This window comes from Clostridium luticellarii (assembly GCF_002995845.1).
GTDB lineage: Bacteria > Bacillota > Clostridia > Clostridiales > Clostridiaceae > Clostridium_B > Clostridium_B luticellarii.
Window position 1 is genome coordinate 13,982 of record NZ_PVXP01000025.1, and the last position, 19,212, is coordinate 33,193.

The 19,212-nt window shown below is 34.5% G+C and carries 16 protein-coding genes and 1 pseudogene; 2 read left to right on the forward strand and 15 right to left on the reverse strand.

The window, feature by feature from the left end:
* Nucleotides 1-70: 70 nt before the first annotated feature.
* The 6 genes and pseudogenes from CLLU_RS09730 to CLLU_RS09755 form a co-directional block, all read right to left on the reverse strand.
* Nucleotides 71-1,240 carry an ABC transporter permease gene (locus tag CLLU_RS09730; RefSeq protein ID WP_106009549.1) on the reverse strand — a complete coding sequence of 390 codons (1,170 nt, stop codon included), beginning with the start codon at nt 1,238-1,240 and terminating at the stop codon, nt 71-73.
* Nucleotides 1,233-1,964, reverse strand: coding sequence for an ABC transporter ATP-binding protein (locus CLLU_RS09735; RefSeq protein ID WP_106009550.1), 732 nt, complete (start codon nt 1,962-1,964; stop codon nt 1,233-1,235). The genes CLLU_RS09730 and CLLU_RS09735 overlap by 8 nt, the downstream gene beginning before the upstream one ends.
* 18 nt (nt 1,965-1,982) lie before the next feature.
* The gene (locus CLLU_RS09740; protein ID WP_106009551.1) at nt 1,983-2,702 is read right to left on the reverse strand and encodes a DUF2812 domain-containing protein; all 720 of its coding nucleotides are present in this window, start codon (nt 2,700-2,702) and stop codon (nt 1,983-1,985) included.
* A gap of 3 nt (nt 2,703-2,705) precedes the next feature.
* Nucleotides 2,706-3,038 carry a PadR family transcriptional regulator gene (locus CLLU_RS09745; RefSeq protein ID WP_106009552.1) on the reverse strand — a complete coding sequence of 111 codons (333 nt, stop codon included), beginning with the start codon at nt 3,036-3,038 and terminating at the stop codon, nt 2,706-2,708.
* A gap of 175 nt (nt 3,039-3,213) precedes the next feature.
* Nucleotides 3,214-4,056 (reverse strand): annotated as a pseudogene (locus CLLU_RS09750) (methyl-accepting chemotaxis protein); the annotation flags it as partial.
* 421 nt (nt 4,057-4,477) lie between these two features.
* Complete coding sequence (locus CLLU_RS09755) at nt 4,478-6,193, reverse strand: bifunctional diguanylate cyclase/phosphodiesterase (RefSeq protein WP_106009554.1); 1,716 nt, start codon at nt 6,191-6,193, stop codon at nt 4,478-4,480.
* 328 nt (nt 6,194-6,521) lie between these two features.
* Here CLLU_RS09755 and CLLU_RS09760 point away from each other — a divergent pair, with 328 nt between their 5' ends.
* Nucleotides 6,522-6,857: a helix-turn-helix domain-containing protein gene (locus CLLU_RS09760; RefSeq protein ID WP_106009555.1), complete on the forward strand. Its 336-nt coding sequence runs from the start codon at nt 6,522-6,524 to the stop codon at nt 6,855-6,857.
* Between the two features lie 125 nt (nt 6,858-6,982).
* Here CLLU_RS09760 and CLLU_RS09765 read toward each other — a convergent pair whose 3' ends face one another.
* The 8 genes from CLLU_RS09765 to CLLU_RS09800 all read right to left on the reverse strand — a co-directional run bounded on the left by CLLU_RS09765 (nt 6,983) and on the right by CLLU_RS09800 (nt 16,430).
* Nucleotides 6,983-7,630, reverse strand: coding sequence for a bifunctional 4-hydroxy-2-oxoglutarate aldolase/2-dehydro-3-deoxy-phosphogluconate aldolase (locus tag CLLU_RS09765; RefSeq protein WP_106009556.1), 648 nt, complete (start codon nt 7,628-7,630; stop codon nt 6,983-6,985).
* Nucleotides 7,631-7,643: 13 nt separating this feature from the next.
* Nucleotides 7,644-8,567, reverse strand: a complete 924-nt coding sequence (locus CLLU_RS09770; protein ID WP_106009557.1) for a phosphoglycerate dehydrogenase — start codon at nt 8,565-8,567, stop codon at nt 7,644-7,646.
* A gap of 35 nt (nt 8,568-8,602) precedes the next feature.
* Nucleotides 8,603-10,123, reverse strand: coding sequence for a gluconokinase (locus CLLU_RS09775; protein ID WP_106009558.1), 1,521 nt, complete (start codon nt 10,121-10,123; stop codon nt 8,603-8,605).
* Nucleotides 10,124-10,220: 97 nt separating this feature from the next.
* On the reverse strand, nt 10,221-11,546 hold the full coding sequence (locus tag CLLU_RS09780; RefSeq protein WP_106009559.1) for a gluconate:H+ symporter: 1,326 nt from the start codon (nt 11,544-11,546) through the stop codon (nt 10,221-10,223).
* Between the two features lie 268 nt (nt 11,547-11,814).
* Nucleotides 11,815-12,717: a phosphogluconate dehydrogenase (NAD(+)-dependent, decarboxylating) gene (gnd, locus tag CLLU_RS09785; RefSeq protein ID WP_106009560.1), complete on the reverse strand. Its 903-nt coding sequence runs from the start codon at nt 12,715-12,717 to the stop codon at nt 11,815-11,817.
* A 25-nt stretch (nt 12,718-12,742) separates the two neighbouring features.
* A complete protein-coding gene (locus CLLU_RS09790) occupies nt 12,743-13,774 on the reverse strand; it encodes a 2-hydroxyacid dehydrogenase (RefSeq protein WP_106009561.1) in 1,032 nt (343 codons plus the stop codon).
* Between the two features lie 18 nt (nt 13,775-13,792).
* Complete coding sequence (locus tag CLLU_RS09795) at nt 13,793-15,307, reverse strand: FGGY-family carbohydrate kinase (RefSeq protein ID WP_106009562.1); 1,515 nt, start codon at nt 15,305-15,307, stop codon at nt 13,793-13,795.
* Between the two features lie 28 nt (nt 15,308-15,335).
* Nucleotides 15,336-16,430: a zinc-dependent dehydrogenase gene (locus CLLU_RS09800; RefSeq protein ID WP_106009563.1), complete on the reverse strand. Its 1,095-nt coding sequence runs from the start codon at nt 16,428-16,430 to the stop codon at nt 15,336-15,338.
* Nucleotides 16,431-16,754: 324 nt separating this feature from the next.
* Here CLLU_RS09800 and CLLU_RS09805 point away from each other — a divergent pair, with 324 nt between their 5' ends.
* The gene (locus CLLU_RS09805) at nt 16,755-17,612 is read left to right on the forward strand and encodes a MurR/RpiR family transcriptional regulator (protein WP_106009564.1); all 858 of its coding nucleotides are present in this window, start codon (nt 16,755-16,757) and stop codon (nt 17,610-17,612) included.
* A gap of 328 nt (nt 17,613-17,940) precedes the next feature.
* Here the strand turns inward: CLLU_RS09805 and CLLU_RS09810 are convergent, their stop codons facing one another.
* Nucleotides 17,941-19,167: an ABC transporter substrate-binding protein gene (locus tag CLLU_RS09810; protein WP_106009565.1), complete on the reverse strand. Its 1,227-nt coding sequence runs from the start codon at nt 19,165-19,167 to the stop codon at nt 17,941-17,943.
* Nucleotides 19,168-19,212: the final 45 nt, after the last annotated feature.

A 19,212-nucleotide genomic window follows, 5' to 3' on the forward strand; every position in this document is an offset into this window, starting at 1 on the left:
TTATCAATTGCAAATTGTCAACTATCAACTTCCTATTGTCCATTGTCAACTGTCAATTGTCAACCGGATATCAGGATCTGAACACAACTTCTTCTTTTGAAAACATGACCTTTGCCAAAAGCACAGTAGCTATTACATATACAACGTGCCATCCTAAAACTACGGAGATATGCATAGGATTGAATATCCCTGCAATAGCCTCTTTCATAACTACCACTGCATTTACTATAGGTATATTAAAAAACAAAAATCCTATATTCTTGGCATCCATCATAAATGGCACATAGGTCAAAATCATCACCGGCACTATAAATCCACCCAGATAGGTATTGGCTTCTTTCATGGAGCGGGCAAATATGCTTATGGATATTTCAATGGAGCTAAGTGCTATGAGTACAAATACAGATACTACTCCCATAACAACAAAAGCACCTGGTGAAATGGTAACCCCTCCTCCATCTGAAAATATGTAGAGCATGGAACCTATCATAGAAGCCAATGTAACTATCAGCGTAACAAGAGCTACAGATGAAATTGCCATAAGTTTTCCCCCAAATATAGACATTCTTCCTACAGCTGTTGACAAAAGAGGTTCAAAGGTTCCCCTTTCTTTCTCCCCTGCCACCAGATCCGCTGCGATTCCTATAGTAGGACTTATCATGAAAATAATAAGCAGGGTTGGCAGCACGCTTAAAATGCCAAAGGCTATAGGATTGTTATCCTGTTTGCTTAAAGTTTGCTCCTTTATCTCAAAAGGAGTCAGCAGCTGACTGTCAATTCCCTTTGCCTGCAGTCTCCCGTCAATAACAGATTTGCTGTATTTGTCAAAAGTATCTTTTATCATGGAGGATGCCATAGAAGATTTATTTGAATCCTGATCGTATATTATCTTAATATTGGTGCTTCCTTCAGCTGCAACTTTTGAATCAAAATCCTCAGGTACATCCACTATAAGGGATATATCTCCTTTTTTAAGCTTTTCATCTACATTTCCACTGTTATCGATAGTTATATTCTTCATATTTTTTAATATTTTATGAATCGAAGAGTCTTCCTGTCCCCTATAGGCAATAGCTACGTTTTTCTGAATGGATTCCGTTGTATCCTTCATGGTAAAGTCTATTATCTTAAACATGGCAGGATACATTATAATGGGAAGAAGTATGGTAAATATAAGAGTTTTTCTGTCCCTGAAAATATCCACAAGTTCCTTTTTCAATACTATCCAAAAATTACTCATGCACGCCGCCTCCCACCAATTTCATAAATATTTCTTCCATATCACTGCTGTTGTATTTTGATTTCAAATATTCTACAGTTCCCTGCTCCACAAGTTTTCCCTTGTGAATTATAACAACTCTGTCACAGAGCTTCTCAACTTCTGCCATGGAATGGGAGGACAATAGAATTATCTTGTTTTCACTTTTGCATTTGAAAATAAATTCATGTATGACCCTGGCTGCCGAAACATCCAGTCCGGTACTCGGTTCATCAAACAGCATCACCTTTGGCGAATGTATTATAGCTCGTGCTATGGATACTTTTTGTTTCATACCTCTCGAAAATTTGCCCGCTTTCCTGTCCATGTACTCCGTCATCTCAAGATCTCCTGCAAGTTCAGCTATTCTTTTATCTATTCTCTCCTGCGACATCCCATAGAGCCTGCCAAAATATTCTATATTTTCCCTGGCTGACAATCTGTCATATATTCCAACTTCTCCTCCAAATAAAATTCCTATTTCTCCTCTAACCTTTGAAGGATCTTCAATCACGTCATATCCATTTACCTCTATAGTTCCCCCAGTTGGTTTCAGCATTGTAGAAATCATTCTTAAAGTTGTGGTTTTTCCTGCACCATTTTCGCCCAGAAGTCCCACTATTTCCCCTTCGTTTACACTGAAGGACAGACTATCCACAGCTTTAATTTCCTTGAATTTTTTACTTACATTTTTCAGCTCAAGCATTATTTCCCTCCTTTTATTTTATTTCATAAAACAAAATGCCATCCACAGCACAACAGCTGTGAACCAAACCGTATAGAATATTATTTTTCCTACATGAATACCATAAAATATATTGAAAAAAATTATGAATATAAGCAGCAAAGTCATAATTATGGCAATTACATAAACCGCTTTCCTATTTTTGCTGAAGTTTTTGTTTTTCACCTCACCAACCCTGTTTATTCTCAAATAATAGGATATGCACGGTAGTCCTGAAAAAACAGTTATAACAAATACAGGTATCAGAAGAATATTGAAAACAATTCCATAAACATAAGGTATATGATCATACCTTGAAAGTAATACTATAATCAGAAAAATGACACAGCTTATAGAAGATGGAATTGCTGCTTTTCTAGCTGACTTGTATTGCTGCATGTATTTTTCAATTTCAGTACAACTGTCCGTATAAATGGGCTTTGTCCCTAAAGGTGCGCTGAAAATGTGAATTGAGTTCCCCGAAGAACAGACATGTGACCATCCAGCTTCCTTAAAATATGAAAAATATTCTTTGTCCGGATCCCTTCTATAGTCGAGAGAATACTGCAGGTCTTTAGGCTCACCTTTTCTCAGCTTGTAGCCAAAAAAATCAAGTTTATACAGTATCCATCCCTTTTTAGCATAGGATGACAGCATTTCCATTTCCTCATCCTCCGCAAATGCCAGTCCATTGCTTATAACATATTTTTTATCAAACACAGTTTAAAGCATCCCCCTGTCGTTAAATATTTTTTCAGCAGCTTCAACCATTTCCCGTTTTTTTTCAATATCATTTTTTAAAAATTGAATACCCTTCTCAGTTATTATATAAATCTTCTTTTGTGCCGACTCCTCCACAAGTTCTATAAGTTCAGCTTCTAAAAGTTTCTTAATACTGGTGTACAGGGAAGCAGGCCCTATGGAAAAAGTATTTTTTGATATTCTTTCAACTGCCTTCATAATAAGGTATCCATGTTTAGGTTCCATAAGCGAAAGTAAAATATAATAATAGGTATCTGTAAGTTCGCCTTTCTTTAGAGAAGTATCTCTAGCCATATTTGCCTCCATATATATCAATTAACGATATATTATTCATTGGAAAAATCATATCATTAAATGATATGATTTGTCAATAAATATAAAGAATTACTATGAAAATATATATTTTTATAGTAATTCTTAAGTTAATTTGCTTTTGTACTACCTTGTACTGATAATAATCCCAGCTCCATTATATTTCGAATTTTGATAACATTTTATTCAATTTCTGTGCAAGCTCTGCCTGGGTCTGTGCAGAAAATGCCACCTGTTCTATTGCTTTTGTAGTCTCATCTACACTGGACTTTACCGATTCTACATGAGCGGAAGATTCCTGCGATGTATTTGCCACATTTTGAACGGCTTCACTTACCTGATTTATGGTTGCCGCAAGTTCTTCTGACGTGGATGCCATTTCATCGGACATTTTACTTAAAAACTCTGAATCCTCATAGTACTTGCTTCCCAGTTCCTGAAAATTTTCAAATTTTCTGTTCACATTTTCATTTATAAATTTCAACACATCCTCACTGCACTGTGCAAGGTTTTTAAAAGCTTCCTGAACCTTTACTATAGTATCCTGAATCCCAACTACCGCTTTTGAAGACTGCTCTGCCAACTTTCCCACTTCATCCGCCACCACTGCAAATCCTTTTCCCTGCTCTCCTGCCCTGGCTGACTCTATGGAAGCGTTCAGCGCCAGAAGATTGGTCTGCTCAGCTATACTTGCAATAGTATCTGCCATAGCTTTTATGTTCTCCACTACTTTGCCGTCCTCTATGGCTTTAACTACATTATTTGCTTTACTTTCATACAATTCTTGGGACTCCTTTATGGCATCCTCTCCATTTTTCTTTGCAGCTGAAGCTCTCTTTTTAAAGCTGTTTGCATTATTACTTCCTTCCAGTGCTTTTTGAGAAAGTTCATTTATGCTAGAATCCACTTCCTCCACAGAAGCGGTTATCTCTTCTGCGGCCGCACTGTTACCTTCAATACCAGTTGCCACACCGGCAATGGAGCTGTCTATATTCTCAACCTTAGCAGATAATTCTTCAGCCACAGCAGAAAGTTCCTGACTTGAACTGTTCATATTCTGAAAATTTTCCTCAATTTCTTTCACAAAATTTCTCAGATTCTCCTGAGCTTTTCCCATAGCCTTAAATGCCTTTCCAAATTCATCATCCCTATCATTCTCATGATCACAGGCCAAATTAAATTCGGACAAATTTTCTGCCAAATTCACCATTTTTACTATAGATTTATCTATATCTCCTGGTATAAAGAACTGAAATATTACTGCAAATATAATTCCAACTATAATTAAAATAGTAGTAACAATATCCTTATAGGGAAATGAAAGCATTCCTATGACACCGATAGCGGCAATTATCACAACAAAAATACCAAAACTCAATGACAGCTTTGTTCTCATTCTCATGTTTTTTAAAAATTTCATATCAATTCTCCTTATTGTATAATTCATTAATATTATCCCAAATCGCATATGAATTTTCTAAGTTCTCAATTAGCTTTTCAGAATTTATTGGTCTGCTAAATACATATCCCTGCACCCTACTGCACTCAATACTTTCCAAAAATCTTAATTGTCCATCTGTCTCTACCCCCTCTGCTATCACTTCAATATTCAGATCTTTAGCCAAATTCACAATATTCTTTAAAATTACTCTACTTTTTCCATCGCTTTGTATATTATAAACAAAAGATTTATCTATTTTAATACCATCAATGGGTAAATCCTTTAAATAATTTAATGAAGAATATTTTGTCCCAAAATCATCTATAAATATTTTTATTCCCATATCCTTTATTTTAAAAAGTACATTCAGTATTTTTTCGGATATATCAATTAATATTCTCTCAGTAATTTCAAAACAGATGCGATTTGATCTTATCCCGGTGCTCTTTAAGGCATAATTTACAAAATCAAGGAATGAGTTTTGTCTAAGCTGCTTTTCCGATATATTTACAGACATGTAAAGTTGTTTATATCCTAAATCATCACATTTTTTAATCTGCATAAAAGCCTCATACAACACAAATTTACCTATTTCATTTATCATTCCGTTTTGTTCTGCAATATCTATGAAGTAGGAAGGAAGCCTTATGGAACCATTATGATTCCACCTTATCAATGCCTCCAGTCCACAGATTTTCATTCTGCTGATGTCAACTTGAGGCTGATAATAGAGAATAAACTCTTTATTTGCTATGGCCCTTGCCAGATCATTTTCAATTTTCACTCTCTCCACAATTTCCGCATTCATTTCTCCATCATAGAGTTCATATTGATTTTTCCCAAGTTTTTTGGCGTTTATGAGAGCTATATCTGCATTTTTCATTATCCTATGGCTGTTTGAAACATCATCGGTGCAAACAGAAATCCCAATATTCAATGCCATGAATACTCTTTCTCCATTAATCTCTATTATTTTATTAAATAAACTCAGAAGATATTCTGCCTTCAATTTTGCTTTCTCAACACTTCCACAGCTGTAATCTATAATGGCAAATTTGCTCTCCTCTACCTTGCACAGCACTTCATTATCCAAATTATCCTTAAATATGTCGGATACTTTTTTTAGCAGAGCTTCTTCAAAATCTTCTCTGTATATATCTTTTATTTTTTCAAAATTATATATGCAAATATAAAAAAGTGCTAAATTTTTCTTGCCATATTTATCTGCACTACTTAAAAAATTATTTAGTTTAATTGTCATAGATAGCTTATTGGGAACATCAGTCACACTGTCATAATATGCCAGATACCTTATCTCGGATTCATATATCTTTTTATTGGTGACATCTAAAATACAATTTATCATCAATCTACATTTTTTATTATCGACAAAAATCCTGCTTTTCTGAAGTATCCATTTTATTTTTCCTGACTTGGTTTTAATTTTATATTCACATTCAAAATAGTTAACTCCATCATATATATTTTCTTTCAAAGTTCTGTCAAATTTTTCTATATCATCCGGACAAATAATTTTTCTTAGCTGTCTAAAGAAATTAATTTTTTTGGGTACAGCATATCCTGTCATATTTTCCCACAATTTAGGCACTACAAATTCGTTACTGTCCATATTCCACTTTACTATAACCCTGTTAATGCTACCCAATATAAAATTCTTTTGTTCTTCTATCGACAATTAATTCACCTACTCATGTAAAATTATTATCATTATTAACAATATTTCAATAAAATCAATTATAGTAAAAAGGATGGCAATGAAGCGTATATATTTTGTCATATAGTGAATACTAATACATAATTTTATTATTCAACAAAATATTTATCAATTATACGCACAAATTCGATAATTTTGCTTTTATTTTTCATATTATATCACTTTATGTTTAAATATGTAATATATTTTATAGTATACACATATTTTACTACAATTACAAGTGTATTTTATACTTGTAATTTGTTATATGTTTTACCAAAAATAGCTAGAGTCAAAATAGGTGATGCAGATGAAAATAGATTATAAAAAAATGGGCAATCGTATTAAACTAACTAGAAAGAAGAAAAAAATTACCCAGGAGCAGTTAGCTGAAATGACCGGTCTCTCAAATAATTATATAAGTAATATTGAAAGAAACCGTTCTATACCGAGTATTGACACTTTGCTGAAAATTTGTAATTCCCTTAATGTAACTCCTGACTTTATACTATTAGATTCAATATACACTTCTAATGAATATTTAAAGGATGAAATAGCTAAAAAGCTAAATAAATGTAATAATAAGAACATAAGACTTGTTTCAAAATTTTGTGATTTGCTCCTGGAAGAACAGGAAGAAGAATAGTAAAACTTAAATATCAAAATTTCAATGAATACAATCAAATTTTTTCAAAGCAGAAGATGCATATCTGAATTTTGTAATAAAATTCAGATATGCATCTTCTGCTAATAAAACTTCATAATAAAAGTTTACTTTCTTTCCTTTGCCTCTCTTACTGCTTTTACAAACTTCCTGGCAGTTTCAGTTACCAGAGCATAGTCTCCAGTTCCAGCACCTTTTGTCAAATCTCCACCTGTACCCACTGCTATAGCACCTGCACTTATCCATTCTCTTACATTTTTCAGATTCACTCCACCTGTAGGCATAAAATTTCCCTGAGGTATAGGTCCCTTAAAAGCCTTTATTATTTTAGGCCCAAAAGCACTTCCTGGAAATACCTTTATTATTTCAGCTCCGGCTTCAAGTCCTTTAATCGCTTCTTTTACAGTCATAGCTCCCGGCATCACCAAAATACGATACCTGTTACAAAGCTTAACTACTTCCTCGTTAAAATAAGGACTCACTATGTACTGTGCCCCCGCCAGTATACACGCTCTTGCAGTTTCCGCATCCAGTACAGTTCCTGCTCCTATTATCACATCTTCCTCTTTATAATATTCAGCAAGTTCTTTTATTATATCTATTGCACCAGGTACCGTCATGGTAATCTCAAGCATTTTTATACCGCCCTTTTTTACGGCATTTACTATTTTTAAACCTTGCTCCTTGGAATCAGCCCTTATTACTGCTACAACTCCTTGTTCCTCTAATTTCAATACAGCATTAATTCTTTTCATCTTTCAGTCCTCCTTATTTAACATAATCTATGATATTCTTTGCTGCCATTGTTCCCATATTATCTATGGCCTCAACAGTAGATGCCGCACAATGTGATCCTAGAACAATATTATCTAGTTCCAAAAGTTTTTTATTTTCTGGAGGTTCTTTTTCAAATACATCCACACCTGCTCCCCAGATTTTCTTGTTCCTCAATGCATTATATAATGCATTTTCGTCTATCAATCCACCTCTTGCGGTATTTACTATTACTGAATTCTCCTTCATCATATTCAATTCCTTTTCACCAATTATATATTTAGTTTCATCTGTTAACGGAAGATGAAGGCTTATAAAATCTGATTTTTTTAAGATTTCCTCTACTGTCATGTATTCCACATTATTTTCAAATGCAAAACTTTCATCTTTGTATACATCATAAGCCAGAACCTTCATTCCGAATCCCCGTGCTCTTTTTACAACTTGTTTCCCTATATTGCCAAGTCCAAGCAATCCCAAGGTTTTTTCGGACATACCTATGCTGGTAATTTTATTCCAGTTCAATTTTCTACACTCTCTATCTATAGGAACAAGTTTTCTTGCAGCTGCAAGCATAAGTGTAAACGCATAGTCTGCAACAGATTCAGAATTCGCCCCTTTCGTTACAGTGACAGCAATGTTATTTCTTTCTGAATACTTTAGATCTATGTTATCTGTTCCAACACCATATTTCGATATAACTTTCAATTTTTTTGCATTCTTGAGCACCTTTTCATTTAATGGGTCTACACCTACAATAACTCCATCTACACCTTTTATTTCTTCAATCATTTCTTGTTCAGTAAGTATTCTTCCATAAGGATTTACAATAAGCTCATATCCTTGTTTCTCAAGTAGTTCAAATGGTTTCTTACTATGTTTTCCAAAAGATCTCGGCGTAATTAATATTTTTGACATAATCTATTACCCCTTTTCATATTCATAATTTTAAATCAAAATAATTTTTTTCCCAGAATAGCCGAATAATTATCTAAAAATTCACTGTACATTTCCCTGTATAGTACAACATTTTTTTCTTTTGGCTTTATTACCTTAAGCGGTTTCATTCTAGAAACAGGCTGTTTAAAATTTTTCACATCACCTACAGACACCATTCCCGTATATGCGGCTCCAAGAACAGAAGCCTCCTTCACTCCCGCAACAGCTATTTCTTTATTAAAAATATCAGCCTGAATTTGAAGCCATACATCAGAATTCGCATATCCACCATTTGCAATTATCTGCTCAACATTGCCGTCTATTTTCTCTATCATTTTATATATTGAATACATGTTGTAAATTACACTCTCCATACCCGCCCTTATAATATGCTTCTTACTATGCATAAATCTAAGTCCAAGCAGAGTTCCAGTTGCATCTGCATTCCACCCTGGAGCCCTCTCTCCTGTTAAAAAGGGTAAAAATGTCAGCCCATCACTTCCCGGATTTATTTGTGAAGCATAATAACTGAAAAGATCATATATATCCTCATACCCGGCTCTTAAAGCTTCTTTTTCAAATTGTTCTCTAAACTGATTTCTGAAATATTTGAGAACTATTCCACCGTTATTTATAGCTCCTCCTGAAATCCATTTATCTTTAGTAAAACAATAACACCATGTTCTTCCCTGTTCGTCAAAAAGAGGCTTATCTACGGCAATTCTAAGTGCACCGCTTGTACCAATTGTACAGGACATGGAGGTATCATCAAATCCTCCACAGCCTATATTTGCCATTATGCCATCCCCAGAACCTATAACCAGAGGCGTATTGGTTTTTATGCCCATTCTCCCGGCATATTTCTTTTTTATTCCTTTCACCATATAAGTACATTCCTTCACTGCTCCAAATTTGTCCTCATTTATTTTAAGAATATCTTTTAAAATGTCCCTATCCCACTTGAAATTATTTATATTAAGACATCCTGTAGCGGAAGCATCAGTAACATCAATTACAAATTCACCGCTTAATTTAAAAACTATGAATTCTTTTATGGTGACAAATTTATAAGTATTTTTGAAGAGCTCCTTCATCTTGTTTTTAACCCACAATATATTGCTGAGAGGATACATGGGATGCTGAACCCTGCATCCAGTCTTTCTGTACAGAATGCCGCAATCATAGTTTTGTTCTATAAATTTTGCCTCATCCATGGATCTGGTATCTCCCCAGGTGATAACATTGGTGAGATTGTTTCCATCTTTGTCAACGGCAAGGAAACTATGCATTTGGGAACTAATTCCAATAGATCTTATATCTCCGCTTGATATACTGCATTTTGCAATAGAATTTCCAACTACCTCTAAAAGTGATTTAAACACGTTGTTGGGCTCTAATTCAAGCATACCCTTTTCTGTACAAATTGTAGGATATTCCATATAGTCGAAGCCGATTTGATTACCTTCTATATCAAAAATATTACACCTTATCCCGCTAGTTCCAATATCAATCCCTAAATAAGCTTTTCTACCCAAAATAACTACACCTTCTCAATTTTTAAAATCTTCTTTCCGTACAATTCATTTCTCAACCAGTATAGTTTTCCCAGTCACCTTACAGCTTGTACTATTTTTAACCAACAACTATATTCACAAGCAGAACTCCTATGAGTCCACATACAGAAAGTATGGTTTCAGCTACTGACCAGGTTTTCAAGGTTTCAGGAACTGTCAATCCGAAAAATTCTTTAACCATCCAGAAGCCTGCATCATTTAAATGTGAAAATATCAGACTTCCTGCTCCTGTTGCAAGAGCCATAAGCTCAGGGCTTGCATGGGTTGAAGTCAGAATAGGCAGTACCATGCCTGCTGCAGTCATTCCAGCAACAGTAGCCGATCCTACCGCAAGCCTTATCACAACTGCTATAAGCCATGCCATAACAAGTGGTGAAATAGTGCTGCCGCTCATCAAAATCTTTATGTATCCAGCTACTCCGCTATCTATCAATATCTGTTTAAATGCTCCTCCTCCTGCTATTACAAGCATTATGACAGCTATGGTTTTTATAGAGCCTTCCGCACTTGTCATAATATCGGACATTTTCTTATTTCTTCTTATACCAAAAGTATATATTGCAATTAAAAGAGAAACTAAAAGTGCAATGGTAGGCTCTCCAAAGAATCCAGTGAATTTGGCGAAAACGGTATCTTTAAGCGTGGTAAGCTTTACAACCGCATTTAATGCCATTAGTATTACCGGTGCTAAAGCTGTAAATACACTTGTTATAAATCCAGGCATTTCTTCTTCTTTGAAATCCTTTACTTCAAATAAATGAGTAGGAATATCCTTTACTTTTTTATCAGATTTTATAAACTTTGCAAAAACAGGCCCTGCAATTATTGCAGTAGGTATTGCTATTATAATTCCATATATCAGGGTCTTTCCCAAATCGGCTCCATACACAGTAGCTATAGCAGTAGCCCCTGGATGTGGAGGTAAAAAGCCATGAGTAACAGAAAGCGATATGGCCATTGGAATTCCTACATAGAGGATAGGTAAATCCGCTTCTACAGCAATTGTAAATACCAATGGTATCAAAAGTACAAAGCCCACCTCATAGAACATGGCAAGACCAACTATAAAACCAGTTAACAGAATTGCCCATTGGACCCTTTTCTTACCTAATTTATTTATAAGTGTCAATGCTATTTTCTGTGCTCCGCCACAATCAGTCATAAGCTTTCCAAGCATAGCACCAAACCCTAATAACAACGCAAGACTTCCCAATGTGGAACCTACCCCTTTTTCAATAGAAACAGCTACTGTAGGCAATGGCATTCCTTCCATTATTCCCACCATTATTGAGACAAGTATAAGTGAAACAAATGCATCCACTTTAAATTTCATCATAAGTATTAGCAATACAAGTATTCCAAAAGCAACTATAAACAAAGGCATGATTCAATTCCCCCTATAAACCCATTTTTTTTAATTATTTACATACCATCAATCCTGATATTCACTCAATAACTATATAACCACCTCTTTAAAAAAATTTTTTTATTTTTTATTTAAATATTTTTTATAATAATATATAAAAAATATTTTCTTCTTATATATTATACTATTTCCTTATTTTTTTCAAGTATAAAAATTATTTTTATTGTACTTTGAGGGCTATAAAAATGTGTTTTAAAATAGCCCTCGAACATAAAAATTTTTTTATCTAATTATTACTTTTTTCAACTTTATGGCCGCCAAATTCATTTCTAAGTGCGGCAATAACTTTTCCTGTAAATGTATCGTCTTTTTCTGAACGAAACCTTGTAAATAGGGACTCTGCAATAACAGGTATTGCTATATTGAGTTTCAATGCCTCTTGAACCGTCCACAGGCCTTCTCCATTGGAGTGAATTACACCTTTTATATCATCAAGCTTTGGATCTTTTTTAAATACATTTTCCATCAATTCCATAAGCCATCCCCGTATAACAGAACCATGATTCCATACTTTAGCTATTTTCTTAAAATCAAGCTGAAACTGACTTCTTTCAAGCACTTCAAATCCTTCCCCAATAGCTTCAAGCATTCCATACTCTATACCATTGTGCACCATTTTCACAAAATGACCCGTTCCATTTGTCCCCGTATGCAAATATCCATTTTCAACACTTATATCCTTTATAAGAGGCTCAATATATTTGAAGACTTCATCCTGGGCACCTACCATAGTACATGCTCCATGCCTTGCACCTTCTATTCCTCCGCTGGTTCCAACATCTACAAAATCTATCCCTTTTGATTTTATTTTTTCATATCTTCCCAAGGTATCCCTGTAATGTGAATTACCACCATCTATTATTATGTCATTCTCATTTAATACAGGTAAAAGAGCATCTATCGTATCGTCTACCGGTTTTCCTGCAGGTACCATAAGCCATATGATTTTTCTCCCCTGAAATTTCTTCACCAGTTTCTCTACACTATAGGCACCGGTGAAACCATCTTTTTCACCCTCTCTAACTTTCTGAGCATCACAATCATAAGCAACTACATTATGCCCATGGTCTTTCATATTCAATGCTATATTATATCCCATTTTTCCAAGTCCGATTAATCCTATATCCATTAGAACACCTCAAATTCATTTAAATTTATTTGATAAACCACTTTGATTCTTCATGAGTATCCAAATATTTTTTTAATTCTCTTAACAATAAGTATGGAGTTTTATTGAAAGTATCATTGGTTGCGCCAGCAAGATGCGGGGTAATTGTTACATTATCCATTTTATGCAGCGGATGATCCTCTTGCAGCGGTTCAGTCCAAAACACATCTAAGGCTGCCCCTCCAATTTTATGATTTTCCAGTGCATCCATAAGTGCAGCTTCGTCAATCAAGCCTGCCCTGGCTGTATTAACCAGATATGCAGTGGACTTCATGCTGGAAATCTCTTTTTTCCCTATAAGCCCTTTAGTCTCCTGGCTGAGTCTTGCATGGATACTTATTATATCCGACTGGCTGCATAACTCTTCCAAAGAGGCTACTTTTGCATTGTATTCTTTTAACACATCTTCATTTATAAAAGGATCATAGACTATCAAATTAACATCAAATCCGGATAATTTTTTTGCAACTAGTTTTCCGATATATCCAAATCCAATCAACCCCACTGTCTTACCTGCCATATCGCCCATGAAACCTGAATTTGCATATTTTTTCTTCCATTCTCCTTTAATAAGTGCTTCATGACCTTTCGCAACATTACGCAATTGTGCCAGCATAAGTGCTATAGTAAAATCTGAAACAGCTTCTGCATTTCGTCCCATAGTTCTCATGACCTTGATGCCCTTTTTAGCTGCAGCTTTCACATCAACATTCTCAACTCCACCTCTGCAGACACCTATATAGGATGCATTGCTTGCATTTATCAGTTTTTCACTTACAGGTGTATGATGAGTTACAATTACATCTGCATCTTCAACTGCTTCATTCAATTCTTCAGGTGGTTTACCTGCCCCAGGCCCTAACTTTTCAACCTGACTTCTCAAATACCAGAATTCTTCTTCACTCTTAGGCTTCCAATTTACCTCTTTTACCTCAGCATTACTTCCAAATATCTCATGTACCGCAGCACTTAAAGTTTTTGATGATAACATAGGATCACCTATAACAAGAAATTTCATTTTTATTCCTCCTCCGAATTAATTTATTTTTTTCAAAATACGATTTATACTATAATTTGTTTCTTTTAATGCCAGATATACTTTTTTATAAACTTCATCCATTATGAGATGATATTTTCTATGACGTCCGGGATCCGGCTCATATATGGTTTCCTTTTTACGGGTTTTCTCTATTGCATCAGATGGGCTCTTATATATTCCACTGCCTAGCCCCGCAAGCATCGCCGCACCTAATGTGACTTCTTCAGGTACTTCCATACAGATAACAGGTTTACCCAATATATCAGCTTTAAGCTGCATCCAGAATGAGGAATTCACAGCTCCGCCCACTACATGTATACGATTTATTTTGTTGTGGGTTACTTCCTCCAGTTTTTCTATTATAACAGTGGATTCATAGCACAATCCCTCCAAAATAGACCTGACAATGTCACCCCTTGTATGTGAAGTTGTAAGGCCAACAAAAGCACCTCTTGAAAACGGATCCGCGCCCGGCACATATTTCCCCCGAAAATGAGGAAGCATTATAACTCCATTTGCTCCTATAGTTGACTGCTGAGCTTCGGAAATCATTTTTGTCACATCTTCCCTTGCTATTTCTTTATGAAACCAATCCAGAATCACACCGGATGAAATAACCTGTCCTGCAATATAATATTTATTATTGACTACATAATTGACACAGGTGAAATTAGTACTGATATGTTTCATATCATTTACAGGATTATCTGTTACCATTAAAATCTGTTCACTTGTGCCAACAGCACTTAAAACTTCACCACTTTCACATAACCCTGAAGCAAATGCACCGCACACATAGTCCATGCCTCCCGTATACACTGGAGTATCAGCTTCAATGCCTGTAAGTACAGATGCTTCCTTGGTTACTCTTCCCAATAATTCTCCTGAGGGTTTTAAATTCGAACACATTTCCATAGGAATATCCGCATGGTCCAGAATTTCCTTTGACCAACATTTATTCTCCAAATCAAAAGCCATTGTGCGGCACCCTATGGAATAGTCCACACAAGCTTTTCCCGTAAGTCTATACGCAATATAATCCTGCATGGAAAGCCAATGTTTTACTGACTTGAATTTTTCGGGATTCCTTTTCCTTATCCACTGTATTTTCGTTATTCCTGCCATGGGATTAGGCACAAACCCCGTTATGGAATACACCTTTTCATCACCAAAGGTATTCTTCCACCAATTGGCAACTTCTTTGGTCCTGGTATCAAACCAGGTTATGGAACGGTGAATCCAATTATCATTTTCATCCAGAAGCACCCCTGCTGCTCCCATACTTGCAACTGCAATTCCATCAATTTTTTCACCCTTCAACTGTCTGGAAAGTTCTTTCAATATATCTTGAACTGCACTCCACAACTGACCTGGATCAAATTCCGACCAATTGTTTCCCAGATAATAAGTTTCAGTTTTATGTTTTGCAAAGGCTTTCATTTCTCCATTTACGTCATAAGCTACCGCTTTGCAGTTTGTAGTTCCCACATCTATACCAACTAAACAGCACATATATTTCCCCCCATGAAGACATACAAAATTATTTAACGACCTTTACTCCCGGAAGCTTTTTAAATTCATCCCCTATTTCATCTATACAAGGCGTTACACTTACACGTAATGCATCTCTATTTTTCACAAGTTTCATGCCATCGACTATTTTATCAAGCGTTACAACATGAGTCAGTATATCCCTGGCTGAAACTTTTCCACTTCTTATCATTTCCAATGCAAGGGCATTGTGCCTCGGTGCCGATGAAAAAGTACCATAAACAGTAATTTGCCTATAATGCAGAAGGTTTGAATCAAGCTCCACTGTTGGCTGATCTTTGGGCAGTCCAGCAAAGAAACATACTTTGCCCATTTTACTTGCCATATTTATTCCCATTTTTTCAGCTTCTGCAGAACCTGCAGTGACAATTACCACATTGGCACCTAATCCATCTGTCAAATTCATTACTTCTTTTACTGCATCTGTTTTGCCTGAGCATATATATTCATCAAATCCAAATTTTTTTGTGGATTCCAGTCGCTTTTCACTTCTGTTTATTATGAAGACTTTACCTGCCCCCTTTGCTCTTGCAACTTCCGCATGCATACACCCTATAGGTCCGGCACCTATTACAGCTACTGTATTTCCTAATTTTACATCTATTACTTCCTGTGCATTTAAAACGCAGGCCAGCGGTTCTGCAAGAGATGCTTCCAGATATGTGACTTCATCAGGAATATAGTTTATATTACCTGCTTTAATTGCAGCCGCAGGTACAAGCATATATTCCTCAAAACCGCCATTATAATGATGTGCAATAGTAGTACGATGATAACACATATTCTGCCAGCCAGAAAGACAATAGGAACAGGAACCGCATCCTATAGCCGGTGCAACGATTACACGCTGACCCACACTATATTTTTTCACATCTGATGCAACTTCAACAATTTCTCCTGCAATTTCATGTCCTAGAACTATAGGAGGTTTTATAGCCTTATGTCCAAATCTAAAAGTTCTCAAATCCCCTCCACAAATAGCACATGTTTTGACCTTGATAAGCACTGTTCCCTGCTCAATCTTAGGTTTTTCAATATCTTTAATTTCTATTTTCCCAATTCCACCATATACAGCTGCTTTCATATACACCAATTCCTTCCTTTTAAATATATTATGCAAAAAATATTTTCATAATTATTATATCATGTAATAAAAAATAATCAATAAGAAAAATATTTTTTTCATTTGATATTTTTCTTGTTTTTTCTCAGTACCTATCATTTTCTATCCAATTCACAATTATAAATAGACAATTTATATAAAAAATAAGTTCGAAGTTTAAAATAAGAATATAAATTCTAAGCCTAAAAATTACTTGATAAAATTTATTATAATGTTAATATTTATGTTATAATAAGTGGTGTTGTCATAAACTCATATAATTTATCAATTGAAAAGGAGGTAGCTATGGATAATATAGAGAACAACGATTGTCTAATGAGAATAAGAGATACTTATGGCAGTTTGAAAAAAGCAGAAAAAAAAGCAGCTCAATACATTCTCGAAAATCCTGAAAGTATTATCCATTTATCTATTACTGAATTTGCTTATGAGAGTAAAGCAAGTGAAACCACAATTTTTAGACTTTGTAATAAACTTGGATATAAAGGTTATCAGGACCTTAAAATAAATTTGGCCAGTACCATAGTAAAACCGGTTGAAAACATATTTGAAGGCATTAAGACAAACGATGACATGTATATAATAATGCAAAAAGTTATGAATTCCAGTACATACAGTATAAAAAAAACCATAAGTGAAAATGAAAGTTCCGAAATGGAGAGAGCTGTTGATTTAATACTAAATGCAAAAGAACTGATGTTTTTTGGGATGGGAGGATCTTGGTCCGTTGCCTTAGATGCATATCACGAATTTATAAGGACAGGAATACCCTGTGTTTGCAACTGTGATTCCCATTGGCAGATCATGCATGCTTCCATGGTGAGAAATAATGACGTAATATTTGCATTTTCCACTTCAGGAAGCAACAAGGATTTAATTGATTCTATAAAAATGGGTAGAAAAAACGGTGCCAAAATCATTTCTATAACCAGCAACAATAAATCTCCGCTGCAAAAAATTTCAGATGTAATACTGACATCCTATGGGAAAGAATCAATGATAAGAAGTCAGGCCATGGAATCTAGAATTACATCCCTAATACTGGTTGATTGTCTGTTCGTGGGAGTGGCTTTAAAGAGATTGGATACAACATTGGAAAATATCAATAAAATAAGATCTGCAATAGCAGTAAAAAGGTATTAGATAAGTTTCAAAAAATACACAGAAAATAAGTACCCACTATAGGGTACTTATTTTCAAAATTTAAAGGGGTACAATTTATATACTATATCATGGCAGTTGCACTTAAATTTACGGTACCCTGCAACCACAGACACCATTTGATTAAATGATTTTGGGGGTTTACTATTTTTATTTTCTTTATGATATTTTCTTGGAACACTTATCATTATATATAGTATTTGTTACAACTTAATGTCATATTTATAAACTATCTGTGAACATTATAAATTTTATTTAAAAATTTCGCACCAATTAAATTGTAAATATACAGCATATGTTTTTCACATTTCTATTTATTGTTCATCCAAGTTTCCATAAAAATAGAATTCGCTAGCTCCCTTATTTTTTGAAAATCATTTTTTCTGATATACTCCCATCCTATCCATCTAAAAGATGAATTTTCAGGCAATCTGTTATTAACATATGGATTAAGTGATGGACAGCACCCCTTTGCACATTGGTTTCCAAAATTTTTTCCTGTAATCAATTTCACAATTTCATGAAATTCTGTCCACTTTGATCTTTTTATCATCATGTATAAAGGATATATGAAGGCCCCATCCTCAGGCCATATAATAATAATATCTTCATCATGCCTCCCGCAGCATTTTGCAAAAAACCAGGGTATTATATAAACAGCAGCACCTTTATTTCCTGACATTCCAGCTATTTTAGCCATTTTGGCTGCATCCCAAATATCTTTTACATTATGAGCAAGCATCTTTAATCCTTTTTCTCCATAATCCTTGTATATATAATGGAGTACTGCCGCTGAAACAGACTTCGGTCCCCCTTCAACAATGATATTATTTCTATATTCATCTTTAAATAAATCGCTCCATCTTTTAGGTACTTTAAAACCTCCAAGTTTTTTCTTGTCTACAAGCAAAATATATGGAGAAACAGAATAGATTGTATATCCTCCGTCATTATCCACACACCCAAGATTTGAAAAATTGCTGTTTATATTTGTACCTTCCCAGACGGATTTAAAATACCTTTTTTCAACTAAATTATGAAAAAATTCTATGTTGAAATAATTTTCAAATCCAAAAGAAATAAGTATATCTGGAAATTCATCAATATTTTTTATCTTCCACATAGATGAATATTTCTCATTTTTACTGTGTCCACAGGGTATATAACATTTTAGCAATTTCCCCGTATACTCTTTATATTTATAAATAAGTCTTTCTAAATTTTGCTTAAAAACAAGTTTTATGGGGCATGGGACACAGCCAAATAGATTTAAATTAGTTTCATCAGATATGGTTTTAATGTAAAAATCACTCATTTCTTCCTTTTCATCAATTTTATTTTCAACAATGTCTAAAAACAATGGTATATTCAAATTTTTAACCTTTAAAATGGTTTGAAGCATAGTTTTTTCTCCAAATTTATCTAATGCATCTTTTGGGTCTCTTATATCAAAACCATACATCTTAAAAATATCTATTACTAAAGGATATTTTTCGATTAGATCCTTAATACATATTTTTGAATCAATTTTATCCATAGTTTTTTTACTCCAATTTTTATATATTTTATAATTACCTATAAA

Coding starts and splice junctions, on each gene's coding strand:
- CLLU_RS09805 (WP_106009564.1), top strand. CDS start 16,755: ATGGATAATATAGAGAACAACGATTGTCTAATGAGAATAAGAGATACT.
- CLLU_RS09800 (WP_106009563.1), bottom strand. CDS start 16,430: ATGAAAGCAGCTGTATATGGTGGAATTGGGAAAATAGAAATTAAAGAT.
- CLLU_RS09770 (WP_106009557.1), bottom strand. CDS start 8,567: ATGTCAAAAATATTAATTACGCCGAGATCTTTTGGAAAACATAGTAAG.
- CLLU_RS09765 (WP_106009556.1), bottom strand. CDS start 7,630: ATGAAAAGAATTAATGCTGTATTGAAATTAGAGGAACAAGGAGTTGTA.
- CLLU_RS09745 (WP_106009552.1), bottom strand. CDS start 3,038: ATGGCTAGAGATACTTCTCTAAAGAAAGGCGAACTTACAGATACCTAT.
- gnd (WP_106009560.1), bottom strand. CDS start 12,717: ATGGATATAGGATTAATCGGACTTGGAAAAATGGGATATAATATAGCA.
- CLLU_RS09780 (WP_106009559.1), bottom strand. CDS start 11,546: ATGCCTTTGTTTATAGTTGCTTTTGGAATACTTGTATTGCTAATACTT.
- CLLU_RS09735 (WP_106009550.1), bottom strand. CDS start 1,964: ATGCTTGAGCTGAAAAATGTAAGTAAAAAATTCAAGGAAATTAAAGCT.
- CLLU_RS09730 (WP_106009549.1), bottom strand. CDS start 1,240: ATGAGTAATTTTTGGATAGTATTGAAAAAGGAACTTGTGGATATTTTC.
- CLLU_RS09795 (WP_106009562.1), bottom strand. CDS start 15,307: ATGTGCTGTTTAGTTGGTATAGATGTGGGAACTACAAACTGCAAAGCG.
- CLLU_RS09790 (WP_106009561.1), bottom strand. CDS start 13,774: ATGAAATTTCTTGTTATAGGTGATCCTATGTTATCATCAAAAACTTTA.
- CLLU_RS09810 (WP_106009565.1), bottom strand. CDS start 19,167: ATGGATAAAATTGATTCAAAAATATGTATTAAGGATCTAATCGAAAAA.
- CLLU_RS09760 (WP_106009555.1), top strand. CDS start 6,522: ATGAAAATAGATTATAAAAAAATGGGCAATCGTATTAAACTAACTAGA.